Origin of the sequence: Ochrobactrum sp. 19YEA23 (assembly GCF_029909865.1) — a bacterium.
Taxonomy (GTDB): domain Bacteria; phylum Pseudomonadota; class Alphaproteobacteria; order Rhizobiales; family Rhizobiaceae; genus Brucella; species Brucella gambitense.
In genome coordinates, this window is sequence record NZ_JASAMQ010000002.1 from 237,547 (window position 1) to 258,630 (window position 21,084).

Sequence of the window (21,084 nt, forward strand, 5' to 3'; positions counted from 1 at the left end):
CACTCTCTTGCTGCTCACGTCCCGTTGCAGCAAGAATATTATGCATGCTTTCAAAAGAGAGACTGTCCGAATCCGGACAATTCATTGGTCGTTTATTAAATCTACATATATTTCTTGCTTATAATTTCTTAATATAGATAAGCTGAAAAGCAGAACGGATCTTTCAACCAGTTCCATAGAAACATATGCAAGAAGTGACACGTGAATACGCCGAGCAGGTGATGAGCGCCAATGGCTGGCTTTCTTACATGCCTGAACCCTTCAGGCGGGAAATTTTCGAAAAAGCCGTGGTCATCAGCTACGAGCCCGGACAAGCCATTTTTAGGGTGGGAGACCCTCTTGGCGGAATGTACGGTCTTGTGGCAGGCAGTGTCTCCATCAATACAGCCTCGGACAGCGCGACGCCCCGTCTCGTTCACCTCGGTGTTGCAGGAGCCTGGACGGGTGAAGGTCCTTTTTTGACGGGGCAACCAAGACGCGCAGAATTGCGGGCGTTGAGTGCTGCCTGGATGATGCATATCCCGTTGGAAGCAATGGAACAGATGGCCAGGAAGGATTCGGCCTTTATTCGCGCTGTGTGCGTTAACACCGTTTTGACGGTCGACGTTCTGGTGCGCATTGTACACGACCTGCAAAAGCGTAATGCATCGCGCCGTATCGCCTCCGTTATTCACCGAACTGCATGGCTTGGAAATGAGTCTATTCCGCTGTCCCAACATGATCTAGGCATCATGGCAAATGCATCGAGGCAACAGGTCAACGCAACGCTCAACAAGTTTTCCAAAAACGGCTGGATTGAATATAATTACAGAAATATCTTTATCAAGAATGCAAAAGAAATATCCAATCACGCGGAACAAGAGGATTAAACTAGAAATAATTCTCTCTTTAATTTGGATACTTCACGGTAAATCTACCTCATGCACATCATGCCGCGGTTACCCTTACTTTGCTCAGTAGCCGCCTTCGTAGCGGGACAATCGCTGTTTCTTCTCGTAATGCCACCACTCGCGCGAAGTTTGGGCTTCACCGATCTCCAGGCTGGCTTGATCGTGAGTCTGTCAGCTCTGCTATTGATGATATCAGCGCCTTTTTGGGGGCATTTGAGCGACCGACTGGGACGACGGCCTGTTCTTAGTCTCGCCATTGGAGTAAGCGCGATAGCTCTTGCCGCCATTGCTTGTGTCATTCACTTACGCCTGAGCGGTATGTTTTCAGTCGGCGTTGCGTTGATCTCAATTGCCGGATTTCGGGGCTTACAGGTTTTGCTGGTGGGCGGAATGTTTCCCGCAGCCCAAGGTTATATTGCTGATACGACCGAACGCTCGGATCGAACCAGAGCAATGGGGTTGCTTGGGGCCACGACGGGACTAGGTGGCGTTGCCGGCGCGGCCGTTACATTTGGTGTGGCTCCCAACCACCCTGCAACAGCGTTCGGATTTGTGGCACTAGTGCTGACGTGTGCATTAGTTGCAGTCAATAAAATCGACGTTCCCAAAGTTCAACACATTAAAAACCCCGAGAACACGGAAAACCTTGGCAAAGCATTCAATATATCTTGGCCATATATGGCCATCACGATGGTATCGTTCGCAGGATATAGCATTCTTCAACAGGTAACAGCCATCAGAATGCAAGACACCTTGGGATTCACTGTTGATGTCTCAATCGCAAGATCGGGCGCAGGATTTCTCTGTACTGCAATTGTGATGGTTTTAACACAAATAGTCTTGTTGCGTTTTCTGACTTTAAAACCATCAACCCTACTGGCCGCTGGCGCGCTGATTTCTATTATATCCGTCCTATTAAATATCTCAGCCACCAGTTACGGAATATTTTTTTGTTCATTGCTCATCCTGGGCATCGGTTTGGGTCTGATGTTACCAGGGAATATGGCAGGGCTCAGCTTGGACAATGCCCCCGGCACGCAGGGAAAAGCGGCTGGCCTTAATATTCTAGCTCAAGGTATTGGGCAGACAATAGGCCCAGTTCTTGCTTCATACTCTTATGGTATCTCTCGGCTACAACCCTTCAAAATCAGCTGTTTTCTCTTCATTTTATCACTCGGCGTAGCGCTTTATTTGAGCCGCCGATCGAAAGAACGACATAGATGAAGGTTTTTTGCCTTCGCCTGATGCTCAGCGGAAGCCCCCTCTACGCCTTGACTAAGGATAAACCGCTGCCCGTGCCAGAGGTAGATGTGCTGATTGCCAGTCAGAAGTGTGAGAATGCCGAGCCTCCCCATAACAACTTACGATAGCCACGTCATGTTAATCTGAGTGACAACCTAGGTGTTGAAATTAGCACCATTTGGTGATAAATTGACTCAACTGCAGGAGGTAGTTTTATGCGTTCAACCATTAATCTTGATGATAATCTCTTGGAAAAAGCCAGATCCCTGACGGGCACAAAGGAGACAGCCGCTTTGGTCCGCCAAGCGTTAGAAGCACTCGTGCGCGTCGAGACTGGTAAACGGCTTATCGCTCTTGGAGGCACCATGCCGGACGCTGAAGCCGCCCCCCGCCGTCGGAGCTCAGTGAATAAGTGATATTAGCAGATACTTCCATTTGGATTGATCATTTCCGCCGAGGTGATAACGATCTTGTAAAAATTATTGGTAACGATCTTCTGCTTTGCCATCCGGCAGTCATTGGCGAACTTGCTTTGGGCAGCCTACGCGACAGGACCGCTGTGTTAACTTTTCTCCGCGCACAGCGTGAGACTATCGTAGCAACCCACGACGAGGTTATGACTCTCATTGAGAGGCATAACGTTTTTGGCATGGGTATTGGCTACACGGATGCTCACTTGCTCGCTTCTGTCCTACTTGATCAGCGCACATCACTTTGGACCCGAGACAAGCGGCTCAAGCTAGCGGCCCTCAAAGCTGGCGCTGCTCTTTATGAGCCCTTTCACAGTTAAAAAGAATATAACGCCATCCGCTTGATCGGCCGTTTTGATGAGCTCGAACGGGTGACACGGTCTTGAATGGGACCGGAAGCAGAAAGTCCGGTCCGGCCAAAAAATGTGCTAAACGGGGCATAATGAGCTGTCGGCACAACCACCTGATTGCCAGTCAGGAATGATGCGGCAAGAACTGAGCCTGCTATCAGTCCAGCGTTTAACGTTTATACCAATTAGTGGCCGGCTCCTTCGAGGCTCATAGTCTCGCTCAATCAAGTTTAGTTTGTGCAGTTAGGATCGCCAACTCGCTTGATGTAAGGATGACGGTATATCGATACTGGGATGAACCACGCTCTCGACCATGAATGGCGCACGCTACGAAAGTGATCTGCAGCCCTCCATCAGATGTAGCTTCTGTATGAGATTCTTTGAGTGCTTCGTTATAAATCGTAGCCGTATCTGCCCATTCGCGCCTTGCGGCTCCAACGTTTACAATCATTACATTCCCTGTCTTATCGTTTGCCGGAGCAATTGATGGTGAGCTGAAGTGCTCCCGGGCGTTTCTATGAGGCTGTCAGGTTTAATAGAAGAACCATAAACGACGGTGTTCTCATCCTGTTTGAGGATGGCAGATAAAAAAGGAGCCGCTTGGTTCGATTGGCAGTCGGCACACGTTTTTTATTCGAATAATGGCCACCAACCAACACTCCGCATTTTTGGGTTGGCAATATGCTCTGTTCGACGAAACTGGGCTCTGCGCTCTTGGAGTGGAGCCTTTAATTGACTATCCGTTTATGTCGCCGAATAGACCGATACAAGCGTCGTGTGCGGAGCGCGATAAGCAAGTCCAAGATTTAAGCGCGATAATGCTTCCAGCAGTGATTGAAAGGCGATAGTAGTTGCCTTCGAATTTTTCTTAAATTCCAATGAGCCAACGAGGATTATCTTGTTGCCTTGTATTCCTGCATTTTCTCAATTTCACGAATGAATTGCTCTGCATATTGAGCTGTGTCAAAATAGTCCTGCTCATTTACTCCAAGATTATGATGACGGGTAAACACTGCCTTCAATCGATCCAGAAACTTGGGCTCAGTCTCAGCCAGATGGCCGATAAGGACCTGAAGTATCTGTTCGTGAGCCAGAACCTTCCGTTCGAGCGCGGTTGTATCATTTCTCATCGGGTTTACCCCCTCTCGGTCCATGACGTCCCGTGCGCGAGCGGGAAAATCCACCGCACGCACGTCGCAAGATGTTTGCAAGCCTGGTCCAATCCCGGGAGGGTTCACTCATCTGCCGGTGAGCATTTCTAAGGTCGCCTTTACTGGCAGCCTGATCCTCTTCATGGCGCGGACGTACAGGTTGATTGTGTTCAGACGATGTGGATGAACGCTCCTTTTTCATTTCAGCCTCCTGTTAATGCACGCTTGCATTCGCGCTAAAGCGCTTTAGCAAGCGCATTGCTACATGCTGTGGCGAGCGCAGCATTCGGTTGTTCCGCTCCCAACGGCGTGGCCCAGCCGGATTTTTCGATAAGCGTGCGGCGCGAATAGGCCGGTGCGGCTTTGTATTCGGCCATCACCTTTACGGCCTCGGGATCATTCTTCGATTTTTCCAGGCAGTATGGTGTAAGCGCGAGTGCCACACCGTCAGACTTATTGGACGCGATTAGACGTTCTGACGTCCCTCCAGTGACCCAGCCGCCGAAGGTAAAGCCAACAGCCATTGTTGCAATCGCACCAACTATCGCTCCGCCAAAAGCGGAATTTATCCATTGGGCATTTTTCATGGTGAAATCCGATCTTCAACGATCGAACGCGCCTTATTGCGCGTTGAAATGCATTATACCACTCTTATCTGAATAGCTTGCACGAATTCTACCTGCGTGGAAACCGTCGCTTCCGCATGTTCGTTCAGCGACGCTCCGAAGCAATCGCGCTCAGTTCAGGAGGCGCGATCCTCGCTCGACCAGAAGGGTAGAGGTTCTGTTACAAAAATGTCCTGCAACGGAACGCTGATTGTCAGTCAGAAACACACCCATCGCTGGAAAGTAGATCGTTCTCTTTGAAGAGACAGAACCTATGGTTCTCTGGCAGTCTCTCGCTTCCACTTATAAAACTGCTTAATGATCAGGAAGACCCACTGCGCTGCGAAAAAATTATTTTCTTTTCAATGCTCTGACAGGGTGTCTTGCCAATTCTGACCGCCATAATAGAAGCCCAACACGATCACTTGGCTCTCAGTAACATTGAAAGCAATCGTAACTCGACGTTCGAACCCGACCGTTCGTAGCCCCTCACGAATATCGTTCCGCAATGTTCCCCGCTCAGAAGCGCATTCAAAGCCACGCACGTATTTGGTCAATCTTTCAATATAGCCAAGCGCGGTATCCGGAGAAGCATTTTCCGCGATCCAGTCATAAAGGGCCAAAAGGTCCATCTCCGCTTCGGGTGATAGAACTACTGTCCTACTTATCACTTGAGATCTTTCTTACGCTTGGCATGCCGTTGACGAATTGAGTCCAGAGCGGAATCAACTGATACTGCCCGAGATGGGTCGGACGTCATTGCATCATAAGAAGCTGCTACATCGTTTTTCAGCCAGCGTTCGATGGCCGCGTCCCGTTCACGCAGGGCCCGGATACCCGCACGGACAACCTCGCTGACCGAAGCGTAGTCACCCGTCTTGATCTTTGAGTCGATAAATGCTGCCTGTTCACTAGGCAGACTAATCGTACGTTTTTCGATGTTAGCCATTTCGCACCTGTTTTACCCGATCCAAATAGGTATGAATAAATCATACCTCAATCCCCGTTGAGTACAAAGCTTTGTTTTCTATTGCCTAGAAGGAGACAATTTCCGGGCGGTTGCCGATCAGAGAGTGCGGGAGTCTAACCTCCCGAATGGAGCCGCTAGCAGACCATCTTGCTTTTGCGAGACATTAAAAAATCATTGAGCGTCAAAACTCTTGTTCATGCTGAATAGTTTTGACGACCTAAGCTATCCGTGGGAAAAATAGCGGCTTAATTCTTCGGAACGATAATACACCAGTGAGATTATTCATGACCAATGGATGGCTGTCGTGGATCGGGAAATAGTCTGGACGTTGTTATTATTGATAATCCTGATTGCCAGCGCGGCAGCAGGTGCGTTTTTACGGGTCCGACTTCCCGCTCCACACCGTAGCAATGAATCCTTAGACTTTCTACGAATTGTGACCGCACTTCTGGTAACCTTCGTTGCACTGGTCCTGAGCCTGCTACTCGCTTCTGAACTGGCTTCCTATAACACAGCCTCTCATGACCGTAATCATTATGCCGCAAACCTCACGCAACTGGATGGCTGCATGAGAGATTTCGGCCCTGAACTGTCGGAACAACGACAACAACTGCACGGTTACACAGCGGCAGTCATCGCCAGCACCTGGCCTGATGAACCACGTCCAACTGAAGTGAACTATCCCGACACATCCCAGTTTCCGCTCGTCGGAGAAGCCCCTGTCCTCACGGGCGTAATGAACGGTATCGGCATTGCATTGGCGGCTTTGCAACCGCGGGATCCGCTACATCAGGCACTGGCGACGCGGTGCAAGGACATTTTCGCCGTTGTCTCAGCGGCCCGCTGGACCGTTATCGAAGATACCCAAGGCTCGCTTTCCGAACCATTTGCAGGTGTATTGATGTTCTGGCTAACGATGATGTTCCTGAGTTTCGGCCTTCAGGCGCCGCGAAACTCCCTATCCTTCTGCATCATCGCAATTGCTATAGCTTCGGTAGCAAGCGTGGTGTTCGTTATTCTGGACCTTGATCTACCCTATGGTGGAATTTTTGGAATTTCGAGCCACTCGATGCGCCTCGCACTTGCCGATATGTTGCGTTGAATTTCACGCCAGCAGACACATCGAAAGTTTCTCGCCCAAATCGTCGTTTCGACTGTTTCCCATTGTCAGAACCGGCTCTGGTTCCAACCTGCTGAAAAAACTGAGCGGGTGACCGATCCTTTCGCTATTTGAATAAATCAATCCAACAAACTGATTGCCAGTCAACAGTTTGTAGATTCACTTAGACTATGGTCAAGGAGGCGATTGTCTGGCCGGATCACAGACAACCATAACATTTTATATAAATGCTATAAAGTGCGGCTCGCCCCGACTTTGGACCATAGAGGTTTGTCGGGATTGGCAGCAAAGGCTGCACCAGCATCCAACATCGCGCCGATCTGGCCCTCGCTATACCCCAATCCGGCCAGAACCTCGCGCGTGTGATCGCCAAGGCGAGGCGGCTCGCCGACTGGCGAAGTATCCCGACAGACCGGCACCGGAAAATCTGGCGACTGGAAGGCGTAATCTGCAAAAGCAATATCTGCATATTTCTGCGGCTCGCGTGCCTGCGCGGCCGCCAGCACCCGGTCAGCGGACAAGACTTCCGTATGCCCGACACCCTCCTTGCCGAGAGCGGCAGAGATTCCATCATAATCGAATTGCGACACCGCATCAGCGACTACAGATTCGACTTTTTCGCGATTGCGGCGACGATCACGTAACGTTGCCAGTTCTGGATCTGGAGCGAAACCTGTCGAGCGGCAGAAGCGCCGCCAGTGCTCGTCGGAAAGCATCACCAGATAAATCCAGCGTCCATCGCGGGTTTCATAAGCACCATAACCGGGAATTGAAAACTCCGGCGATGGTTCAGTTTCTGCACGCCCCAGCAATTGCGATTTCAACTGAACGCCGACGAGTTCCCGGGCCGCAATATGAAGGCCGGCTTCATAAAGCCCAAGCTCGATGTTTCGACGCTCTGGCGAACCGCTTTTGTCCAGCATGGCGGCAAGAACCGCAATCACCGCATAGCAGCCAGCAAACTGATCGAGATAAGACGGCCCAAGTCGCGAAGGGCGGCCATTGACACGATTGGAAAACATCACGCCGGTTGCCGCTTCCGCAATCGGGTTTGATGCGATTTCCTCTGCCATCGGCCCGGTGCCATAGCCCCGGATATGGCAAAAGATAATATCGGGATTAAGCGACCGGCAGGCCTCCCATGTCACGCCCAGTTTGCGTGCCGCGCCCGGCGACAGATTGTGCAAAACCACATCAGCGCTGGCCACCAGCTTCTGGAACGCGGCCTGCCCCTCCTCTGTCTGGAGATTGAGGCAGAGGCTGCGTTTGCCGCGATTATATGCAATGAAAGTGCCGCTCGGGCCACCGCGCACAAGGTGGCGCGTCGTTTCGCCTTCCGGCGGTTCGATCTTGATGACTTCAGCCCCCATTTCATCGAGGATGTGGGTGGCAAACGGCGCTGCAATCATTGAGCCAAGTTCAATCACCCGTTTTCCAGATAGAACACCCTTTTGCGACATGGAAAGCTCCCCATTCAACCAGTTCAAAATTTTATGCCGCTTCCGCCAATATGGCGGCTGCACGCGTCATCATCGGTTTGTCGATCATCTTGCCATCGACCTGCACGGCCGCCCCTCCCGCCGCCTCAAGCGCTGCGATCACCCGCGCCGCCCAGTCGCGCTCAGTATCCGACGGTGCAAATCCAAAATTCACCGCATCGACCTGCTTTGGATGAATGCAAAGCTTAGCGCCGAAACCCAGTTCGCGACCGCGCGCGACGTCGGCGGCGATCACAGCCTCATCGGTCAGCTCCACTGTGACACCGTCGATCGGCATGGGGAGATTGGCACCACGCGCATGCAGCGCAATTTGAAAGCGCACCATGTCGAGAACGCCACCTGTACCGGGAATGCGCGCATCGGCCCCAAAATCGAGATGACCGAAGGCAATGCGGCGAACGGATCGCATCCGAGCCAACGCGCTCAGATGTAACAAGCCTGCCACGGTTTCAACCAGAGCAATGATTTGCGTCTTCGGTGCCAGCGCGGCGAGAGAATGTACCGTTTCCGGTTCTGCCTTGGGTAGTACAAGCACAAGGTTCGGTACATCGGCCAATGCCCGAATATCGTCCTCGAACCACTGCGTATCGGCTGCATTGATGCGCACCAGCCCCGTTCCGCGCTGTGAGAGCCATTCGACCACATGTCCGCGTGCGGCATCTTTTTCAGCGGGTCCCACAGCATCTTCCAAATCGATGATGATCTGATGAGCATTGGTAGCCGCTGCTTTGGCAAAACGTTCGGGCCTATGACCCGGCACGAACAGAAAGCTGCGCGCAATCTCGAACGGTCGCCGTTCAGACATCGAATTCAGCCTCCGCCTGCATGGCCAGACCATTGTTCGGACCGACTGCCCAAAGCTCCACCACGCCCGGTTGGCTGCCCGATTTAGCCTGTAGGCGGAACGGTGCGGAAACGAACAAGGGCGACATACCGCGAAACGCAAAGCGCTTCAGCCTTGCGCCTTTGCGAATTTCGCCAGCGAAATTCTGCAAGAACGTCGCCGTCAGTGGTCCATGGACCACTAGGCCGGGATAATGTTCTTCATTGCGGGCATAAGGAACATCGTAGTGAATACGGTGACCGTTGGAAGTCAGGGCCGAATAGCGGAACAGGAGAACGGGATCAGGCACGATCTCGCGGTCCCATTGCGCGCCTTCCGGTGCAGGTGCTGGCGTTGGAGCCTTCGCGTCTCGGCTTGCCGCTTCGCGGTAAACAATGTCCTGTTCTTCTTCGATGCAAAGAACCCCATCAACGTCGATCTGGTGACGAACAGTCACGAAGACCAACCGACCAGCCTTGCCATTTTTCTCTACAACGTTGGAGATCGTGCTTGTCTTCTCGGCCACCGCCTCAAAGGGGAGCGGCGCATGATAAGTCACGCGCCCTCCAGCCCACATGCGGCGCGGGAGGCCTACATCCGGCAGGAAACCGCCTTTCCTCGGGTGACCGTCGGGACCGATTTCTGAGCGCTTAACAAAAGGGTTGAACCAGAGCCAATGCCAGCCAGGCGGCAAAGCTGTCCCATCGCCCGGAATCTCGGCGAGATCAATCGTTGCCGCCAGTTGTTCCGCCCGCTCTCGTCCGATCCTTGCGGTTCGGCTTTCGCTGCGCCCAATTACGTCAGAAAAATCACTTACACGCGTATCCATCTGTCCGCCCTGCCGTTTCAGTGAATGACCTTGTCATCCACAAGCCTTCGATATTCGCGACTTGAAATGCCCAGAAGTTCGCCAAAAACATATGTCTCGTCTTCGCCAAGCTTCGGTGTCCCGCGATCTATCGAAGGGTTGTCCGAACGGCTAAACCGCGTGGGCGCACCAATGGCAGCACGGACTGTTCCCGTATCGCCTTCCGGCACATCGACAATGGCCCTGCGAAAACGCAGATGTTGATCTTCGACCAGATCGCGCGCGGTCCATGAAATATGCGCCGCAACGCCGTTTTTCTGTAGCGTATCGACAATGGATTCAGGCTCGCAACCGGCTAGCCATTGGCCGACGATACCGTCAAGTTCCGCGCGGGCTGCATGACGCAGTTCAGGCGTCGCGAAGCGAGCGGTATTGGCCAGTTCAGGCTTGCCCATGACGCGCGCCAGCGCCTGCCATTCAAGGTCGGTACGCACTGCAAGCGTGATCCAGCGATCATGTTCAGCACTGGCATAAATACCATGTGGCGCACAGATTGCATCTTCATTGCCCAGACGGCCCGGTTCATGCCCAGCGGCTGCCGCCAGAAAGCTCTCTGCAATCATGGAGGTCGCAACTTCTCGCGCCGCCACATCGATATGGCTGCCAGCGCCGGTAAGACGCCGTTTGTGCAGCGCGGAAACCGTAGCCAATGCTGCATTGAGCCCGACAGAATGATCCATGACGTGGCGCATCTCGACCGGCGGACCGTCACGATATCCGGTCAGATAACCAAGCCCGCCCCAGGCGCCAAATAGTGGCGCGTAACCCGCAAAATGCGAATCCGGTCCGGTCTGGCCCGATGATGAAATGGACACCATGACGATATCGCGCTTGATCTCGCGGAGTGCATCGTAATCGAGACCAAGGCGCTGCATCACGCCGGCTCGAAAACTCTCAGCTGCAATATCCGAGATGGAAACAAGCCGTTTGGCCAGCGCCACACCTTCGGCATGTTTGAGATTGAGCCGAACGGATAATTTGTTCGACGCCACCTGATCAAAGGTCGCCGGGCCGAAGCGGCCATAGACGGCATGTGGCTTGCGGAAAATATCCGGCCGCGCAGCGCTTTCGATCTTGATGCATTCCGCACCGAGCTGCGACAGCATATGCGTGCAGAACGGACCGGCGGCGTGGACGGTGAAATCCGCAATTCGGATGCCTTGCAAGGGTTTCATACGCTCGCCCTCCTGCCGAGACTGGCCCTTTTATCTGAACTGAATTGCTCCGGTTCGGCCAAAATTTGATCGGCACCAAGTTCCGGGACCACTCCCGAAAGCGGCAGCGGATCTTTACCGAAGCGAAATGGTGCAGTTTGCAATGGCAGATCCTTCAATCCGCCCACGCTAAGTCCAGCAAAAATGCCACGCTCCTGCTCGTGCTTTCCGGACACAACCTGCGCCGGGGTATTGTAGCGGGCCATCGGAACACCCAGGCGCTGCGCCTGCGCAACCAACTCTTCCACGAACTGTTCCTTGGCCCATTGCCGAATATGCCCGTTGATTTCCGGACCGTGCACGCTACGCGCGACAGAGTCCGACAATGTGGGGTGTTGCGCCCAATCAGGCCGCCCCATCAACTCGACAAGGCCTTCCCATTGCCGTTCTTCAAGCGTCAAGAGCTCAACATAACCATCGGCGCATTCGATAACACCACCATAACGGAAAGACCGCGTTGACCGGTGTTCCAGAGAGCCGTCGCCATAACGCTGGATCGCAAAGGCGCCGACCGCAATATTGGCATCCTGTACTGCCACATCGACAAATTGCCCCTGCCCTGACCAGAGCGCAGACAGCGCCGCCAATGCCCCCGCAACGCCGCCCTGACGTTCGGCGAAATAGCCATGCACCTTGATCGGCGCACGGTCGGGAAACATATTCGCCGACAAGCCGTTGGGCATCAGATAGCCTTCGCCACCGGCATGGAAGAGATTGACTTCCTCGCCCTTCCAGTTGGATTTTGGACCTGCTGCCCCAAAGGGCAGCACCGAAAGATGCACCAGATGCGGATGACGGGTCGCGATGGAGCCCTGATCGAGTGCCCATTGCTGGCGTCGATCCAGTGGGGTGTCATCGATCAAAATACTTGCCGGTACCACAAGAGCATCGAAATCCATCTGATCCTGTTGCTCGGACAGATCAAGCATCACGGAACGTTTGCCAGCCGAAAGGCTGGCAAACAGAGCGCCGACACTATTGTCGCCCAGAAATGGTGGAACCTTGCGCAGTGGACTTCCTGCGGGCGGTTCAACCAGAATAACCTCTGCCCCCATGGCCTCAAGGAGGCGTCCGGCATAGGCTCCGGCAACCGTGGAAGAAACCTCCACGACCCGGATACCATGGAGCGGAAGTGCTTGTACCATGGGGGTATTCTCCAAAGATTAGCGAACGATAGGCAATCCGAGATCGAGATTCGAACCGTCGAGATGAACGCGAATATTCGGGTCGCGCGACGGCAGGATCACGGTTGCCAGACCCGGGGTCGTCAGTTCACCGCGCTGGTTCTCACCGCTGATTTCGATATCGACCAGTGCATGGCCGTCCTTGACATACTTGCGGGTAACCTTACCGCGGCACCAGGTGCTGTCGCCCATCGTGTTGAACCGGCGCATTTCGGTGCGGCAACGCTTCAGGAAGGCAGCATCGCCCATCCAGTTGGTGACAAGCGTTGCCATCCAGCTCGAGCGCTGCGGACCGTAGTCGTAAACGCCCGGCACACCGACTTCCTTGGCCGTCGATTCACGGTGATGACCGATGCCGGTATATTCGATACCGCCACCCGCTTCCGGATTGCGGAAGAAATGGCCCGGATGTTTCATGGCCGCCATGAACACGACGCCATGGGTGTGACCGCGACCGCAACCAACGAGGAAGCCCATCGTATCCATCAGTGAAAGCGGGCCACGAACAATCGGATCGAGAGACTCTCCTTCCTTCACCTCTTCCCAATAACGCACATTGGCGCCGCGAATGTTCTGCGGCTCGCGCATGATCGCTTCGTCCAACTCGGCGAATTCATCCGGCGTATATTCGTGGGTCTGAATGTCCTTGTACTTGCCGGTATCGCGCGCCGCCTTGCGTTCGTGGCGCGTGCAGGTGCCAAGGGCGCGTGCTACGAGCTGGCCATGCTGGTTGAAATAGCTTGCCTCGACATATTGCAGCACGAGACGGCCGGAAAATTTCGATTCCTTTTCCTCAACGCCAACAACACGTTCGATGGCGGAGATGCGGTCGCCCGGACGAATATGACGGAACAGTTCCCAGTCGTTACCGGCATAGAAACCGTGCACACCGGGCAGACCCCAACGGGTACGCCCGACCCAGCCAAAAGCCATCGGGAACATCGGATGCGCAACCTGACCGCCGAAACGGCTGTTACGGCCATATTCCTGTTCACGGTAAAGCGGGTTGAGATCACCGATACCGTTACACCAGTTGCGCAACGTATCCGTGGAGGCATCCTGAAGATACGGGCCTTCCGGGCGCAGCTGTAACCCGATCATGTTGCGCGCAGCCGCAACGGATTCATCCGTGATACGGCCTTCTGCCGGTGCGCCGCCAACCTCGACCACATTCTTCTTTTCAAGCTCAATCGTCGTCACTTTATCCTCCTAAAGCCTGGCCTGACTGACACGAAGCACGCGAGCCAGGCCTGCCGCTTCTATCGATCTTTCCAATATCTCTCCTCGGTTTGTATATTGTGCATTATATTTTTGATCGTCAATCACTAAAATGACCGGATTAAGCTATTTTTGGCGAATTATGGGGAATTTTTCAGAAATTGGCGACGCGGCGATCAAAATATAATGCATTTTTTTCGATTGCCGCCCTATTGAGATACGCATCGCGTATCAGAAGTCCGCGGAGGTCATAATTTTCGAGAATCGGCGCAGCCCGGCCAGCGCAAATTCGTGCTCTTCGCTTGTCGAACCGGCGCAACAGTCTTCAAGCACGACACATTCATAGTCCCGGTCATGGCCCTCGCGCACCGCAGCCGACACAACGCCATTTGTTGAAACCCCGGCCAGCACCAGACGCCCGATTTCCTTGGCGCTCAACAAAGGGCAAAGCGCTGTGCCGTAAAACGGACTGACACGATGTTTCACAATATCCGCATCGCCCGCTTCGGGCGCAAAATCGGCATAGACTTCGGTGCCCCAACTGCCGAGCTTGAAAATGCCCGCCTTGCGTGCGCCCGTGAATACGGGGGAACGGTCAGAGACTTCACGATAATCGGGTGAAAAGCCGACGCGGACATAGCCGACCGGCACATTCGCCGCACGAGCGCGCGCAATGGCGCGTTTTGTTGCGCCATAGACGTCCCGCTCCCGCATAAGGGGCACATAGGTTTTCGCACCCGCCCCATCCGGATGAACGAGATCGTTCATCATATCCATAACCAGCAACATGCTCTTGAGCGTCATTGCGCTACTCCCTTTCCTCTGTGAAAATCATGAGGCTGGGAGCGTAGCAATACTGGTCCTGTTAACTGGACTTGTAACTTGCCTTGAACTCGTCCCAGCCTGAACGGATATGAACCCGCAACGACGTAATCAACGCGGCCTCGTCGCGCGCAAGAATGGCTTGCATCATGTCCTGATGCTCGTCCCTCGCCCGTCCGATGCGGTTGTCCAACCGGTTGATCAGGTCGAACGGGTATCGTGCCCATAAGGTGCGCACGAATTTCAGCGTCAGCGGCAATTCGGCGGCGATATAAATGCGCTCGTGAAAACGATAATTGATCACGCGCACGGCTTCGCGGTCGCCCTTGGCCGACGCTTCCTCGATCTGGCTTTGCAGCTTGCGCAACTCGTCGATTGCCTCTGTGTTCAAAAGCGGCAGTGCTTTCAGCGCCAGCTTGCACTCCAGCGTCACGCGCAAATCGACGATTTCCTCGGTCGCATGGATATCGAGCGGTGCCACAATCGCACCGCGATGTGAATTGCCATCGACAAAACCTTCCGCTTCGAGAAGTTTCATCGCCTCCCGCACCGGCGTAATCGACGTGCCCAGCATCTCGGCCAGTTCGACCTGCTTGAGCTTGGAGCCACGCGGGAAACGACCCGAAATGATTCCTTCGCGCAGGAAATCGGCAACAAGTTCTTCCTTGGTCTGATATTGCACGCGATTTCCCCTTCAAAAGGCCCTTCGTGATCGAGATACCCCAAAAACCATGCATTATGCAAACAATTCAGACAGCGGAGGTTTTCGGAGCGAGGTCGAGCCGCAACACCGCCCCCTGCGGACCGACGGCAGCCTCGGGATAAAGCTCTGCAACACGCGGATCGTGGGCCGGCAGGACGTGGTCTGGACTATCAGCCAGCTTGCGTATTTTTTCGTGTCCGGCAATCATATCGGAAAGATTGAAAGCGACCGAATAAGGGACCCCACGTTCATATTCTTCATAATAATGAAGCGCATCGGAGGCGAGAACGACCCAGCCCCGGGCAGTATTGACGCGCACGATCTCCTGCCCCGCGCAATGACCGCCCACCCAATGGACCGAGACACCCGGCGCAATTTCGTGATCGCGACCATGCAGATTCAGGCGATCGGCATGCAACAGTCCCACAGCCTGACAGATTTCATCCACCTCGTAGGCGCGGCGAAACCAGTGCCTTTGCATCCACGGACCGGTGACATAATGCATTTCTTCGGTTTGAAGATGGAAGGTCGCGTTCGGAAACGCCGCCAGATGGCCCGTGTGGTCATAATGAAGATGGGTCAGGATCACCGTATCGACCGCCTCCGGGTCAACGCCGCAAGCGCGTAGCACCTCAGGCGGATTGGCCAGCATGGTATGCCCATGCTTTTCGGCCTTCTTCGGGTTCATGCCCGTATCGACCACGATCACGCGATCACAGCTGCGCAGAAACCAGCAATAGAAATCCATCGTCAACGGCGTCGTGGGATCGGCTTCCAGTATGAAGTTCTGCCCGCGCTTGCGACTGGGATTGGTGCCATACCGAATGCCGAAGATTTCATATTCAGGGATCATTATTGCCTCATGCTACGAGATGCTGGCCTGCGCCGAGATAGGCGTCGATGACTTGCTGTCGGGCGGCTTCGCTTTCCAGTTCCTGCTTGTGGTTATGCCCGACAATGCGGCCCGAACGCAGAAAGTAGATACGGTCGGCAAGGCGCATGGTCATTTGCAGGTTTTGCTCGACCAGAACGATAGAGAGATCGCTTTCCTTGCGAACGGCGGTCAGACGGTCGAATACGCGCCTGACCAGCAGCGGCGCGAGACCAAGCGAAGGCTCGTCCAGAAGCAGCAGTTTCGGCCCAGCCATCAAGCCGCGCCCGATAGCCAGCATTTGCTGTTCACCACCGGAAAGATGCCAAGCCGGTCGATCCACCTTGTTGGCGATTTCCGGGAAAAGGTCGAGCACGGTGGACATGCGGCTTTTCCGCAAACCGGAAGAAAGCTGATAGCCGCCGAGAACTAGATTTTCACGCACCGTCAGCGAGCCGACAATCTCGCGACCCTCCGGCACATAGACGATGCCGCGTGCAACACGCTCGCGTGTGGGCAGGCCGGAAATCGGCGCGCCGTCGAAGATGATCTCGCCGCTTGCTTTCACTAGGCCGACCAGCGCACGCATGACCGAGGTTTTTCCCGCGCCGTTTGCCCCCAGCAGAGCCACAACCTCGCGCGGCCCGACGTTAAAGGAAACCTTCTCAACCGCCTGCGCCCGAACACCGTAGAAAACCGAAATGTCATGCGCCGAAAGCAGATCAGTCATCATCGCCTCCCAGATAAATGCGGATTACTTCCGGGTCATTGCGCACTTCATCCGGCGTACCGCTGGCGACGAGTTGACCGAAGTTCAGCACATGGATGCGGTCACAGAGCGACATGACCAGATCCATATCATGTTCCACCACGACCATGACGAGTTCAGGCGACACGAGATTTTCCAGAGCGAGCGCCAGATCGCGCGTTTCGGAATTGTTGAGACCCGCCGCCGGTTCGTCCAGCAGCAAAACCTTTGGCTTTCCGACAATGGCGCGGGCGATTTCCACGAGCCGTTGATTGCCGGGCGGCAATTGCGCCGGAAGCTCATCCGCAACATGCGCGAGACCGAAGCCCTCCAATGCTGTGATGGCCTGCGCGCGCATTTCCTCTCGTTCGCGATGCCCCCGCGCCATTGGCAAGAACGCATTGAGCCAGCCCGATTTGTAATTTCGGGCAAGCCCCATCATCACGTTTTCGACGACCGTCAAATCCGGACAGAGGGCTACTGTCTGAAAGCTGCGGACGATGCCACGTTCGGCGCGCGCCGCCGATGGCATGTTGCAAAGCTCTTCCCCGGCAAATGAGATGGAGCCGCTTTGCGGCCGATAGGCTCCGGCCAGACAATTGAAAAGACTGGTTTTACCCGCACCATTTGGCCCGATAAGGCCGGTAATCTCACCGGCGTTCAGCTCAAGGCTCGGACCTTGCAGAACCTTGATCCCACCGAATGCAAGTTGAATGTCTTTGGCAATCAGGGACATATGGGACATCAGGTCCTCCTTGCCGCGCGGCGCCGATCAAAGGCTGCTTTCATGCGCGGTGCGTGGTATCCGATCAAGATGACCGCCAGAAGTGCAGTGCCGTAGAAGACTGGAATCCAGGCGCCCTGACTGGCAAGAATTTGCGGAATGAGCGTTAAAAATGCTCCGCCGATCAGCGCTCTTCCAAGCGTCAGACCATAAAGACTCACCACCGAACCAACCAACAGGAAGATCGAAGACCAGAGTGTAAAGCCGCTCGGCGAGACAGTGGCGCTGGCATAAGCCAGTGCGGCACCCGAGGTGGACGCCAGAGCGGCGCTGATAGCCATGGCGCTTATGCGAGCCCAGCCTTTTCTGGTACCAAACGCATCGGCAGCAGCGGGATGAGTGCGCGCCAGAAGCATCGCCATACCTTGACGCGACTGGCGAAGCCGCACCAGAACATAAGCACCGGCCAGCAGCAGCACGAGGGCAAAATAATAACGCTGCATGTTCAACGTGCCGAACGGCAGCAACCATTGCGACACATAAAGCCCCTCATAGCCCCCGGTCCACCGATCACCGGCATCGATGATTTCAGGCAACGCCAGCGCCAGAGCCATTGTCGTCACCGCAAGATAAATGCCTGAGAGCTTGCGCGACGGCCAGGCAAAGGCCATGCCCAACCCGGCACCGATTATCACGGCCAACGGCAACGAAATCCAGATTGAAACCCCATAGTGCTTTTCCAGAATAGCCACCGTATAGGCTCCGGCTGCCATGAAAACGGCATGACCGATGGACACTTCGCCGCCATAGCGGACAAGAAAGCTGACAGAAAGAACACCGAGACTATTGGCATAGCAAATGCCCAGAATGAACAGCCAGGACGGCGCAACAATCAGTGGCAGCACGATCAGGACCAGCGCCAGTACCACAGCAGCGGGTCGCCCCCCAAACAGCAGCATCATATCGGACATGCTATTATTTTGCGCACGTAGTGGAATGTCAGACACGCGAACCTCCACCGGCTGTGGCAAGAACGCCATTGGGGAACAGGTTCAGCCCCACAAGGATCAATCCAAGCAGGAATGTCGAGCTGAACTGCGGCGAGACATAATAGTTGAAGAGATTCATCAAAACGCCGATCAGCACGCCGCCAATCAAGGCTCCCGGCAGCGAGCTGAACCCGCCCAGAACTGCCGCAGCAAAGGCCTGCAACATGAAGGCCGAAACGGTCGTCACACTGAGGAACGTCGTGGGCACGATCAGCAACGCGCCGATAACCCCAAGAACCGCAGCAACCGCCCAGGCGAAAAGATGCACATTGCGCAAGCTCAAGCCGCAAACCTCTGCGGCAAAAGGATTGGCCGAAATCGCGCGGAAGGCAATGCCGAGCTTGGTATGATCGATAATCAGAAACAGCGTGACGATGGTGATGGCCACAACGCCCAGCACGGTAAGATCATAGCCGGTTATGCGCAGTCCGATAATTGCGAAGCGAAAATCCGGGATCGGCAAATCAAGAGACACAATATCAGCGCCGAACACGACGAGGGTTACGCCCTGCGCGATCAGGCCGATGCCAAGCGTCGATATCGTCGCGGTCAGATCCGAGCTGAAGACCAGCGGCGAAATGAGCGCATAGACCAGACAAGCGACTGCCACGAGCGCTACAAGCGTCACCAGAACCGACGTGCCCCATGACAGGCTCAACAATGCACCGCTCGACAGGCCATAAATCAGGAAGGCAGCGAGACCGGCGACATTGCCATGCGAAAAATTCACGACCTTGGAGCATTTGAAGATCATCACCAGCCCCATGGCGCCCAATGCGTAAAGGCAGCCCATGATCAGGCCCGACCAGACCAGCGGAAACAGATCGCTAAGAAGCTGCATCGTCGCGCTCCTTCGTCTGCCCGGCTTCGACCACCCGAATGACACCGGGGTAGTATTGGCCGCCGTGGCCTTGCTCTATTGCGTCCTGATAATAGCGACGCACGACATCGGCAGCGCGAAGCGGCACGCCGGTTTGCTCCGCCAGTTCAAAGACGTAGCCGATATCTTTCAGCACATATTCCGGCGAAAACGCCTTGTCAGGAAAATCACGGGGCAGCATGGATTTTGTCGCGTGATTGCGCAGCGCAAAACTATCCCCCGACCCCTTGGAAACAGCCTCAATCAGGATTTTGGGCGAAACGCCCGCTTTTTCGCCCAATACCAGCATTTCGGCAATCGTCACCACATTCTCGAAAACCAGCATGTTATTGACAAGCTTGAGAACCTGGCCTGCACCGATGTCGCCGCCATGGGTGATGTCGGTCGCCATATAGCGCAGAACCGGCTCGATCCGGGCGAAATTCTCTGGCGAAGCGCCGACCATGATCGACAACTCGCCCCGTTGCGCAGCCTCACGCGTGCGTGCCACCGGGGCGTCAACGAAGTGAATTCCGTGCGTCGCTAACGCCGCACCCACTTTACGTGCGACGGCAACCGGCGTCGTGGAAAGATCGACGACAACCGCGCCTGCACGCAATCCGGCTTCGACGAGACGAGCCGTCACCGCCTCCACCTGCGGCCCGCCGGGCAGGGAAAGGCAGACGAGACTGGCCGTTTTGGCCAGATCTTCGAAACTTGCCGCCTCGGCCTTGGTGTCCGAGAGCGCTGCCAAGGCTTCCGCTGACAAATCCTGCGCCAGCACACGGCCCTTATGCTTTGTAGCCAAGTTGCGGCACATTGGCCCGCCCATGACGCCAAGTCCGATGAAACCGATCGTTTCCGTGCTCATGATCTTAATCCATCAACATGCCGCCATTCACGTCGAGGACCGTACCAGTGATCCAGTTCGACTGCGGCGACGCAAGAAAGACGATCGATTGGGCGATATCGTCGGGATGACCAAAACGACCGAGCGGGACATTTCCATTGGCGGATGGCGCGATCTTTTGCGTTACGGTTTCCCACATCGGTGTCTCGACGGGACCGGGCGCTACGACATTGGCATAGATACCCTTTGAGGCGAAACTCTTGGCAACCCATTTGATAACGCCGTGGACACCGGATTTTGCGGCGATGTAAGCCGGACCTGACGCGACACCCCCAATCTTGGCGGCAATGGACCCCAGCGCCACAACCTTGCCATAGGCTTGCTCCTCCATCAGCGGAAGGACTTCCCGCAGCGGGTTGGCGACGCCCAAAAGATTGACGTTGAGGATCGAATGCCATTCATCGTCACTGGCATCGGCAAGCGAACGGTTCGAAATGGTTCCGGCACAAAGGATCAGAATATCCACCCGACCGTACTGAGCTTTAAGGTCGCGAACGAGTGCAGACGAAGCCTCCCGCGAGGTCACATCCAACTTGCGATAATCAATCGATGGATGCCCGTAATCAGCGCTCTCAGCGAGATCGGTCGCGACCACTGTGGCCCCACTTTCAGCCAGCGCCATAACCGTGGCTCGGCCTATCGCCCCCGCACCGCCCGTTACAATGGCCACCTGGCCTTGCAACTGCGCCGGACCGCTCAGCGGAATTTTCTGCATGCTCCTACCCTTCCCATTTTCATTTTCTAGAGCGGTTCCGATTAACGCGTCGTCGTTGGAACCGCTCTATCTCTTACGC

General features: G+C 54.9%; 24 protein-coding genes. 5 read left to right on the top strand and 19 right to left on the bottom strand.

The window, feature by feature from the left end; translation table 11 throughout:
- Positions 1 to 185: 185 nt before the first annotated feature.
- The 4 genes from QBD01_RS07710 (at position 186) to QBD01_RS07725 (ending at position 2,922) form a co-directional block, all read left to right on the top strand.
- Positions 186 to 869 (top strand): Crp/Fnr family transcriptional regulator, encoded by a 684-nt coding sequence (locus QBD01_RS07710; RefSeq protein ID WP_280992321.1) that lies wholly within the window; start codon positions 186 to 188, stop codon positions 867 to 869.
- Between the two features lie 60 nt (positions 870 to 929).
- Complete coding sequence (locus QBD01_RS07715; protein ID WP_280992510.1) at positions 930 to 2,114, top strand: MFS transporter; 1,185 nt, start codon at positions 930 to 932, stop codon at positions 2,112 to 2,114.
- A 233-nt stretch (positions 2,115 to 2,347) separates the two neighbouring features.
- A complete protein-coding gene (locus tag QBD01_RS07720; protein WP_010660355.1) occupies positions 2,348 to 2,548 on the top strand; it encodes a type II toxin-antitoxin system VapB family antitoxin in 201 nt (66 codons plus the stop codon).
- Positions 2,545 to 2,922 carry a type II toxin-antitoxin system VapC family toxin gene (locus tag QBD01_RS07725; protein WP_280992322.1) on the top strand — a complete coding sequence of 126 codons (378 nt, stop codon included), beginning with the start codon at positions 2,545 to 2,547 and terminating at the stop codon, positions 2,920 to 2,922. The genes QBD01_RS07720 and QBD01_RS07725 overlap by 4 nt, the downstream gene beginning before the upstream one ends.
- Positions 2,923 to 3,845: 923 nt before the next feature.
- Here QBD01_RS07725 and QBD01_RS07730 read toward each other — a convergent pair.
- The 4 genes from QBD01_RS07730 to QBD01_RS07745 all read right to left on the bottom strand — a co-directional run bounded on the left by QBD01_RS07730 (position 3,846) and on the right by QBD01_RS07745 (position 5,657).
- The gene (locus tag QBD01_RS07730) at positions 3,846 to 4,082 is read right to left on the bottom strand and encodes a hypothetical protein (RefSeq protein WP_094543862.1); all 237 of its coding nucleotides are present in this window, start codon (positions 4,080 to 4,082) and stop codon (positions 3,846 to 3,848) included.
- A gap of 257 nt (positions 4,083 to 4,339) precedes the next feature.
- Entirely contained in the window at positions 4,340 to 4,690 is a 351-nt protein-coding gene (locus QBD01_RS07735; RefSeq protein ID WP_280992323.1) for a hypothetical protein, read from the bottom strand.
- Between the two features lie 380 nt (positions 4,691 to 5,070).
- Positions 5,071 to 5,379 carry a type II toxin-antitoxin system RelE/ParE family toxin gene (locus tag QBD01_RS07740; RefSeq protein WP_280992324.1) on the bottom strand — a complete coding sequence of 103 codons (309 nt, stop codon included), beginning with the start codon at positions 5,377 to 5,379 and terminating at the stop codon, positions 5,071 to 5,073.
- On the bottom strand, positions 5,376 to 5,657 hold the full coding sequence (locus tag QBD01_RS07745) for a type II toxin-antitoxin system ParD family antitoxin (protein ID WP_025091185.1): 282 nt from the start codon (positions 5,655 to 5,657) through the stop codon (positions 5,376 to 5,378). The genes QBD01_RS07740 and QBD01_RS07745 overlap by 4 nt, the downstream gene beginning before the upstream one ends.
- A 316-nt stretch (positions 5,658 to 5,973) precedes the next feature.
- Between QBD01_RS07745 and QBD01_RS07750 the strand changes: the two genes are divergently transcribed.
- Positions 5,974 to 6,780, top strand: coding sequence for a hypothetical protein (locus tag QBD01_RS07750; RefSeq protein WP_280992325.1), 807 nt, complete (start codon positions 5,974 to 5,976; stop codon positions 6,778 to 6,780).
- 248 nt (positions 6,781 to 7,028) lie between these two features.
- Here QBD01_RS07750 and QBD01_RS07755 read toward each other — a convergent pair whose 3' ends face one another.
- From QBD01_RS07755 to QBD01_RS07825, 15 genes are all read right to left on the bottom strand, one after another.
- A complete protein-coding gene (locus QBD01_RS07755; RefSeq protein WP_280992326.1) occupies positions 7,029 to 8,258 on the bottom strand; it encodes a CaiB/BaiF CoA-transferase family protein in 1,230 nt (409 codons plus the stop codon).
- A gap of 31 nt (positions 8,259 to 8,289) precedes the next feature.
- Complete coding sequence (locus QBD01_RS07760; protein WP_280992327.1) at positions 8,290 to 9,102, bottom strand: CoA ester lyase; 813 nt, start codon at positions 9,100 to 9,102, stop codon at positions 8,290 to 8,292.
- The gene (locus QBD01_RS07765) at positions 9,095 to 9,949 is read right to left on the bottom strand and encodes an acyl-CoA dehydrogenase (protein WP_280992328.1); all 855 of its coding nucleotides are present in this window, start codon (positions 9,947 to 9,949) and stop codon (positions 9,095 to 9,097) included. Before QBD01_RS07765 ends, QBD01_RS07760 begins: the two co-directional genes overlap by 8 nt.
- Before the next feature lie 17 nt (positions 9,950 to 9,966).
- Entirely contained in the window at positions 9,967 to 11,163 is a 1,197-nt protein-coding gene (locus QBD01_RS07770; protein WP_280992329.1) for a CoA transferase, read from the bottom strand.
- Entirely contained in the window at positions 11,160 to 12,347 is a 1,188-nt protein-coding gene (locus QBD01_RS07775; protein ID WP_280992330.1) for a CoA transferase, read from the bottom strand. Before QBD01_RS07775 ends, QBD01_RS07770 begins: the two co-directional genes overlap by 4 nt.
- Positions 12,348 to 12,365: 18 nt before the next feature.
- Entirely contained in the window at positions 12,366 to 13,586 is a 1,221-nt protein-coding gene (locus QBD01_RS07780; protein WP_280992331.1) for a MaoC family dehydratase N-terminal domain-containing protein, read from the bottom strand.
- A 249-nt stretch (positions 13,587 to 13,835) separates the two neighbouring features.
- Entirely contained in the window at positions 13,836 to 14,408 is a 573-nt protein-coding gene (locus tag QBD01_RS07785) for a cysteine hydrolase (RefSeq protein WP_280992332.1), read from the bottom strand.
- 61 nt (positions 14,409 to 14,469) lie between these two features.
- A complete protein-coding gene (locus QBD01_RS07790; protein ID WP_140025771.1) occupies positions 14,470 to 15,108 on the bottom strand; it encodes a GntR family transcriptional regulator in 639 nt (212 codons plus the stop codon).
- A gap of 67 nt (positions 15,109 to 15,175) precedes the next feature.
- Positions 15,176 to 15,982 carry an N-acyl homoserine lactonase family protein gene (locus QBD01_RS07795; RefSeq protein ID WP_280992333.1) on the bottom strand — a complete coding sequence of 269 codons (807 nt, stop codon included), beginning with the start codon at positions 15,980 to 15,982 and terminating at the stop codon, positions 15,176 to 15,178.
- Between the two features lie 7 nt (positions 15,983 to 15,989).
- On the bottom strand, positions 15,990 to 16,733 hold the full coding sequence (locus tag QBD01_RS07800; RefSeq protein ID WP_280992334.1) for an ABC transporter ATP-binding protein: 744 nt from the start codon (positions 16,731 to 16,733) through the stop codon (positions 15,990 to 15,992).
- Positions 16,723 to 17,493, bottom strand: coding sequence for an ABC transporter ATP-binding protein (locus QBD01_RS07805; protein WP_280992335.1), 771 nt, complete (start codon positions 17,491 to 17,493; stop codon positions 16,723 to 16,725). The genes QBD01_RS07800 and QBD01_RS07805 overlap by 11 nt, the downstream gene beginning before the upstream one ends.
- Positions 17,493 to 18,479, bottom strand: a complete 987-nt coding sequence (locus tag QBD01_RS07810) for a branched-chain amino acid ABC transporter permease (protein WP_280992336.1) — start codon at positions 18,477 to 18,479, stop codon at positions 17,493 to 17,495. Before QBD01_RS07810 ends, QBD01_RS07805 begins: the two co-directional genes overlap by 1 nt.
- Positions 18,472 to 19,362, bottom strand: a complete 891-nt coding sequence (locus QBD01_RS07815) for a branched-chain amino acid ABC transporter permease (protein ID WP_280992337.1) — start codon at positions 19,360 to 19,362, stop codon at positions 18,472 to 18,474. Before QBD01_RS07815 ends, QBD01_RS07810 begins: the two co-directional genes overlap by 8 nt.
- Entirely contained in the window at positions 19,349 to 20,251 is a 903-nt protein-coding gene (locus QBD01_RS07820; RefSeq protein WP_280992338.1) for an NAD(P)-dependent oxidoreductase, read from the bottom strand. Before QBD01_RS07820 ends, QBD01_RS07815 begins: the two co-directional genes overlap by 14 nt.
- A 4-nt stretch (positions 20,252 to 20,255) precedes the next feature.
- On the bottom strand, positions 20,256 to 21,005 hold the full coding sequence (locus tag QBD01_RS07825; RefSeq protein WP_280992339.1) for an SDR family oxidoreductase: 750 nt from the start codon (positions 21,003 to 21,005) through the stop codon (positions 20,256 to 20,258).
- Positions 21,006 to 21,084 lie beyond the last annotated feature (79 nt).

What these genes read in the sequence shown, in the direction of transcription:
- QBD01_RS07710 (WP_280992321.1), top strand. Translation starts at nt 186, where the DNA reads ATGCAAGAAGTGACACGTGAATACGCCGAGCAGGTGATGAGCGCCAAT.
- QBD01_RS07715 (WP_280992510.1), top strand. Translation starts at nt 930, where the DNA reads ATGCCGCGGTTACCCTTACTTTGCTCAGTAGCCGCCTTCGTAGCGGGA.
- QBD01_RS07720 (WP_010660355.1), top strand. Translation starts at nt 2,348, where the DNA reads ATGCGTTCAACCATTAATCTTGATGATAATCTCTTGGAAAAAGCCAGA.
- QBD01_RS07730 (WP_094543862.1), bottom strand. Translation starts at nt 4,082, where the DNA reads ATGAGAAATGATACAACCGCGCTCGAACGGAAGGTTCTGGCTCACGAA.
- QBD01_RS07735 (WP_280992323.1), bottom strand. Translation starts at nt 4,690, where the DNA reads ATGAAAAATGCCCAATGGATAAATTCCGCTTTTGGCGGAGCGATAGTT.
- QBD01_RS07745 (WP_025091185.1), bottom strand. Translation starts at nt 5,657, where the DNA reads ATGGCTAACATCGAAAAACGTACGATTAGTCTGCCTAGTGAACAGGCA.
- QBD01_RS07750 (WP_280992325.1), top strand. Translation starts at nt 5,974, where the DNA reads ATGGCTGTCGTGGATCGGGAAATAGTCTGGACGTTGTTATTATTGATA.
- QBD01_RS07755 (WP_280992326.1), bottom strand. Translation starts at nt 8,258, where the DNA reads ATGTCGCAAAAGGGTGTTCTATCTGGAAAACGGGTGATTGAACTTGGC.
- QBD01_RS07760 (WP_280992327.1), bottom strand. Translation starts at nt 9,102, where the DNA reads ATGTCTGAACGGCGACCGTTCGAGATTGCGCGCAGCTTTCTGTTCGTG.
- QBD01_RS07765 (WP_280992328.1), bottom strand. Translation starts at nt 9,949, where the DNA reads ATGGATACGCGTGTAAGTGATTTTTCTGACGTAATTGGGCGCAGCGAA.
- QBD01_RS07770 (WP_280992329.1), bottom strand. Translation starts at nt 11,163, where the DNA reads ATGAAACCCTTGCAAGGCATCCGAATTGCGGATTTCACCGTCCACGCC.
- QBD01_RS07775 (WP_280992330.1), bottom strand. Translation starts at nt 12,347, where the DNA reads ATGGTACAAGCACTTCCGCTCCATGGTATCCGGGTCGTGGAGGTTTCT.
- QBD01_RS07785 (WP_280992332.1), bottom strand. Translation starts at nt 14,408, where the DNA reads ATGACGCTCAAGAGCATGTTGCTGGTTATGGATATGATGAACGATCTC.
- QBD01_RS07795 (WP_280992333.1), bottom strand. Translation starts at nt 15,982, where the DNA reads ATGATCCCTGAATATGAAATCTTCGGCATTCGGTATGGCACCAATCCC.
- QBD01_RS07800 (WP_280992334.1), bottom strand. Translation starts at nt 16,733, where the DNA reads ATGATGACTGATCTGCTTTCGGCGCATGACATTTCGGTTTTCTACGGT.
- QBD01_RS07805 (WP_280992335.1), bottom strand. Translation starts at nt 17,493, where the DNA reads ATGTCCCATATGTCCCTGATTGCCAAAGACATTCAACTTGCATTCGGT.
- QBD01_RS07815 (WP_280992337.1), bottom strand. Translation starts at nt 19,362, where the DNA reads ATGCAGCTTCTTAGCGATCTGTTTCCGCTGGTCTGGTCGGGCCTGATC.
- QBD01_RS07820 (WP_280992338.1), bottom strand. Translation starts at nt 20,251, where the DNA reads ATGAGCACGGAAACGATCGGTTTCATCGGACTTGGCGTCATGGGCGGG.
- QBD01_RS07825 (WP_280992339.1), bottom strand. Translation starts at nt 21,005, where the DNA reads ATGCAGAAAATTCCGCTGAGCGGTCCGGCGCAGTTGCAAGGCCAGGTG.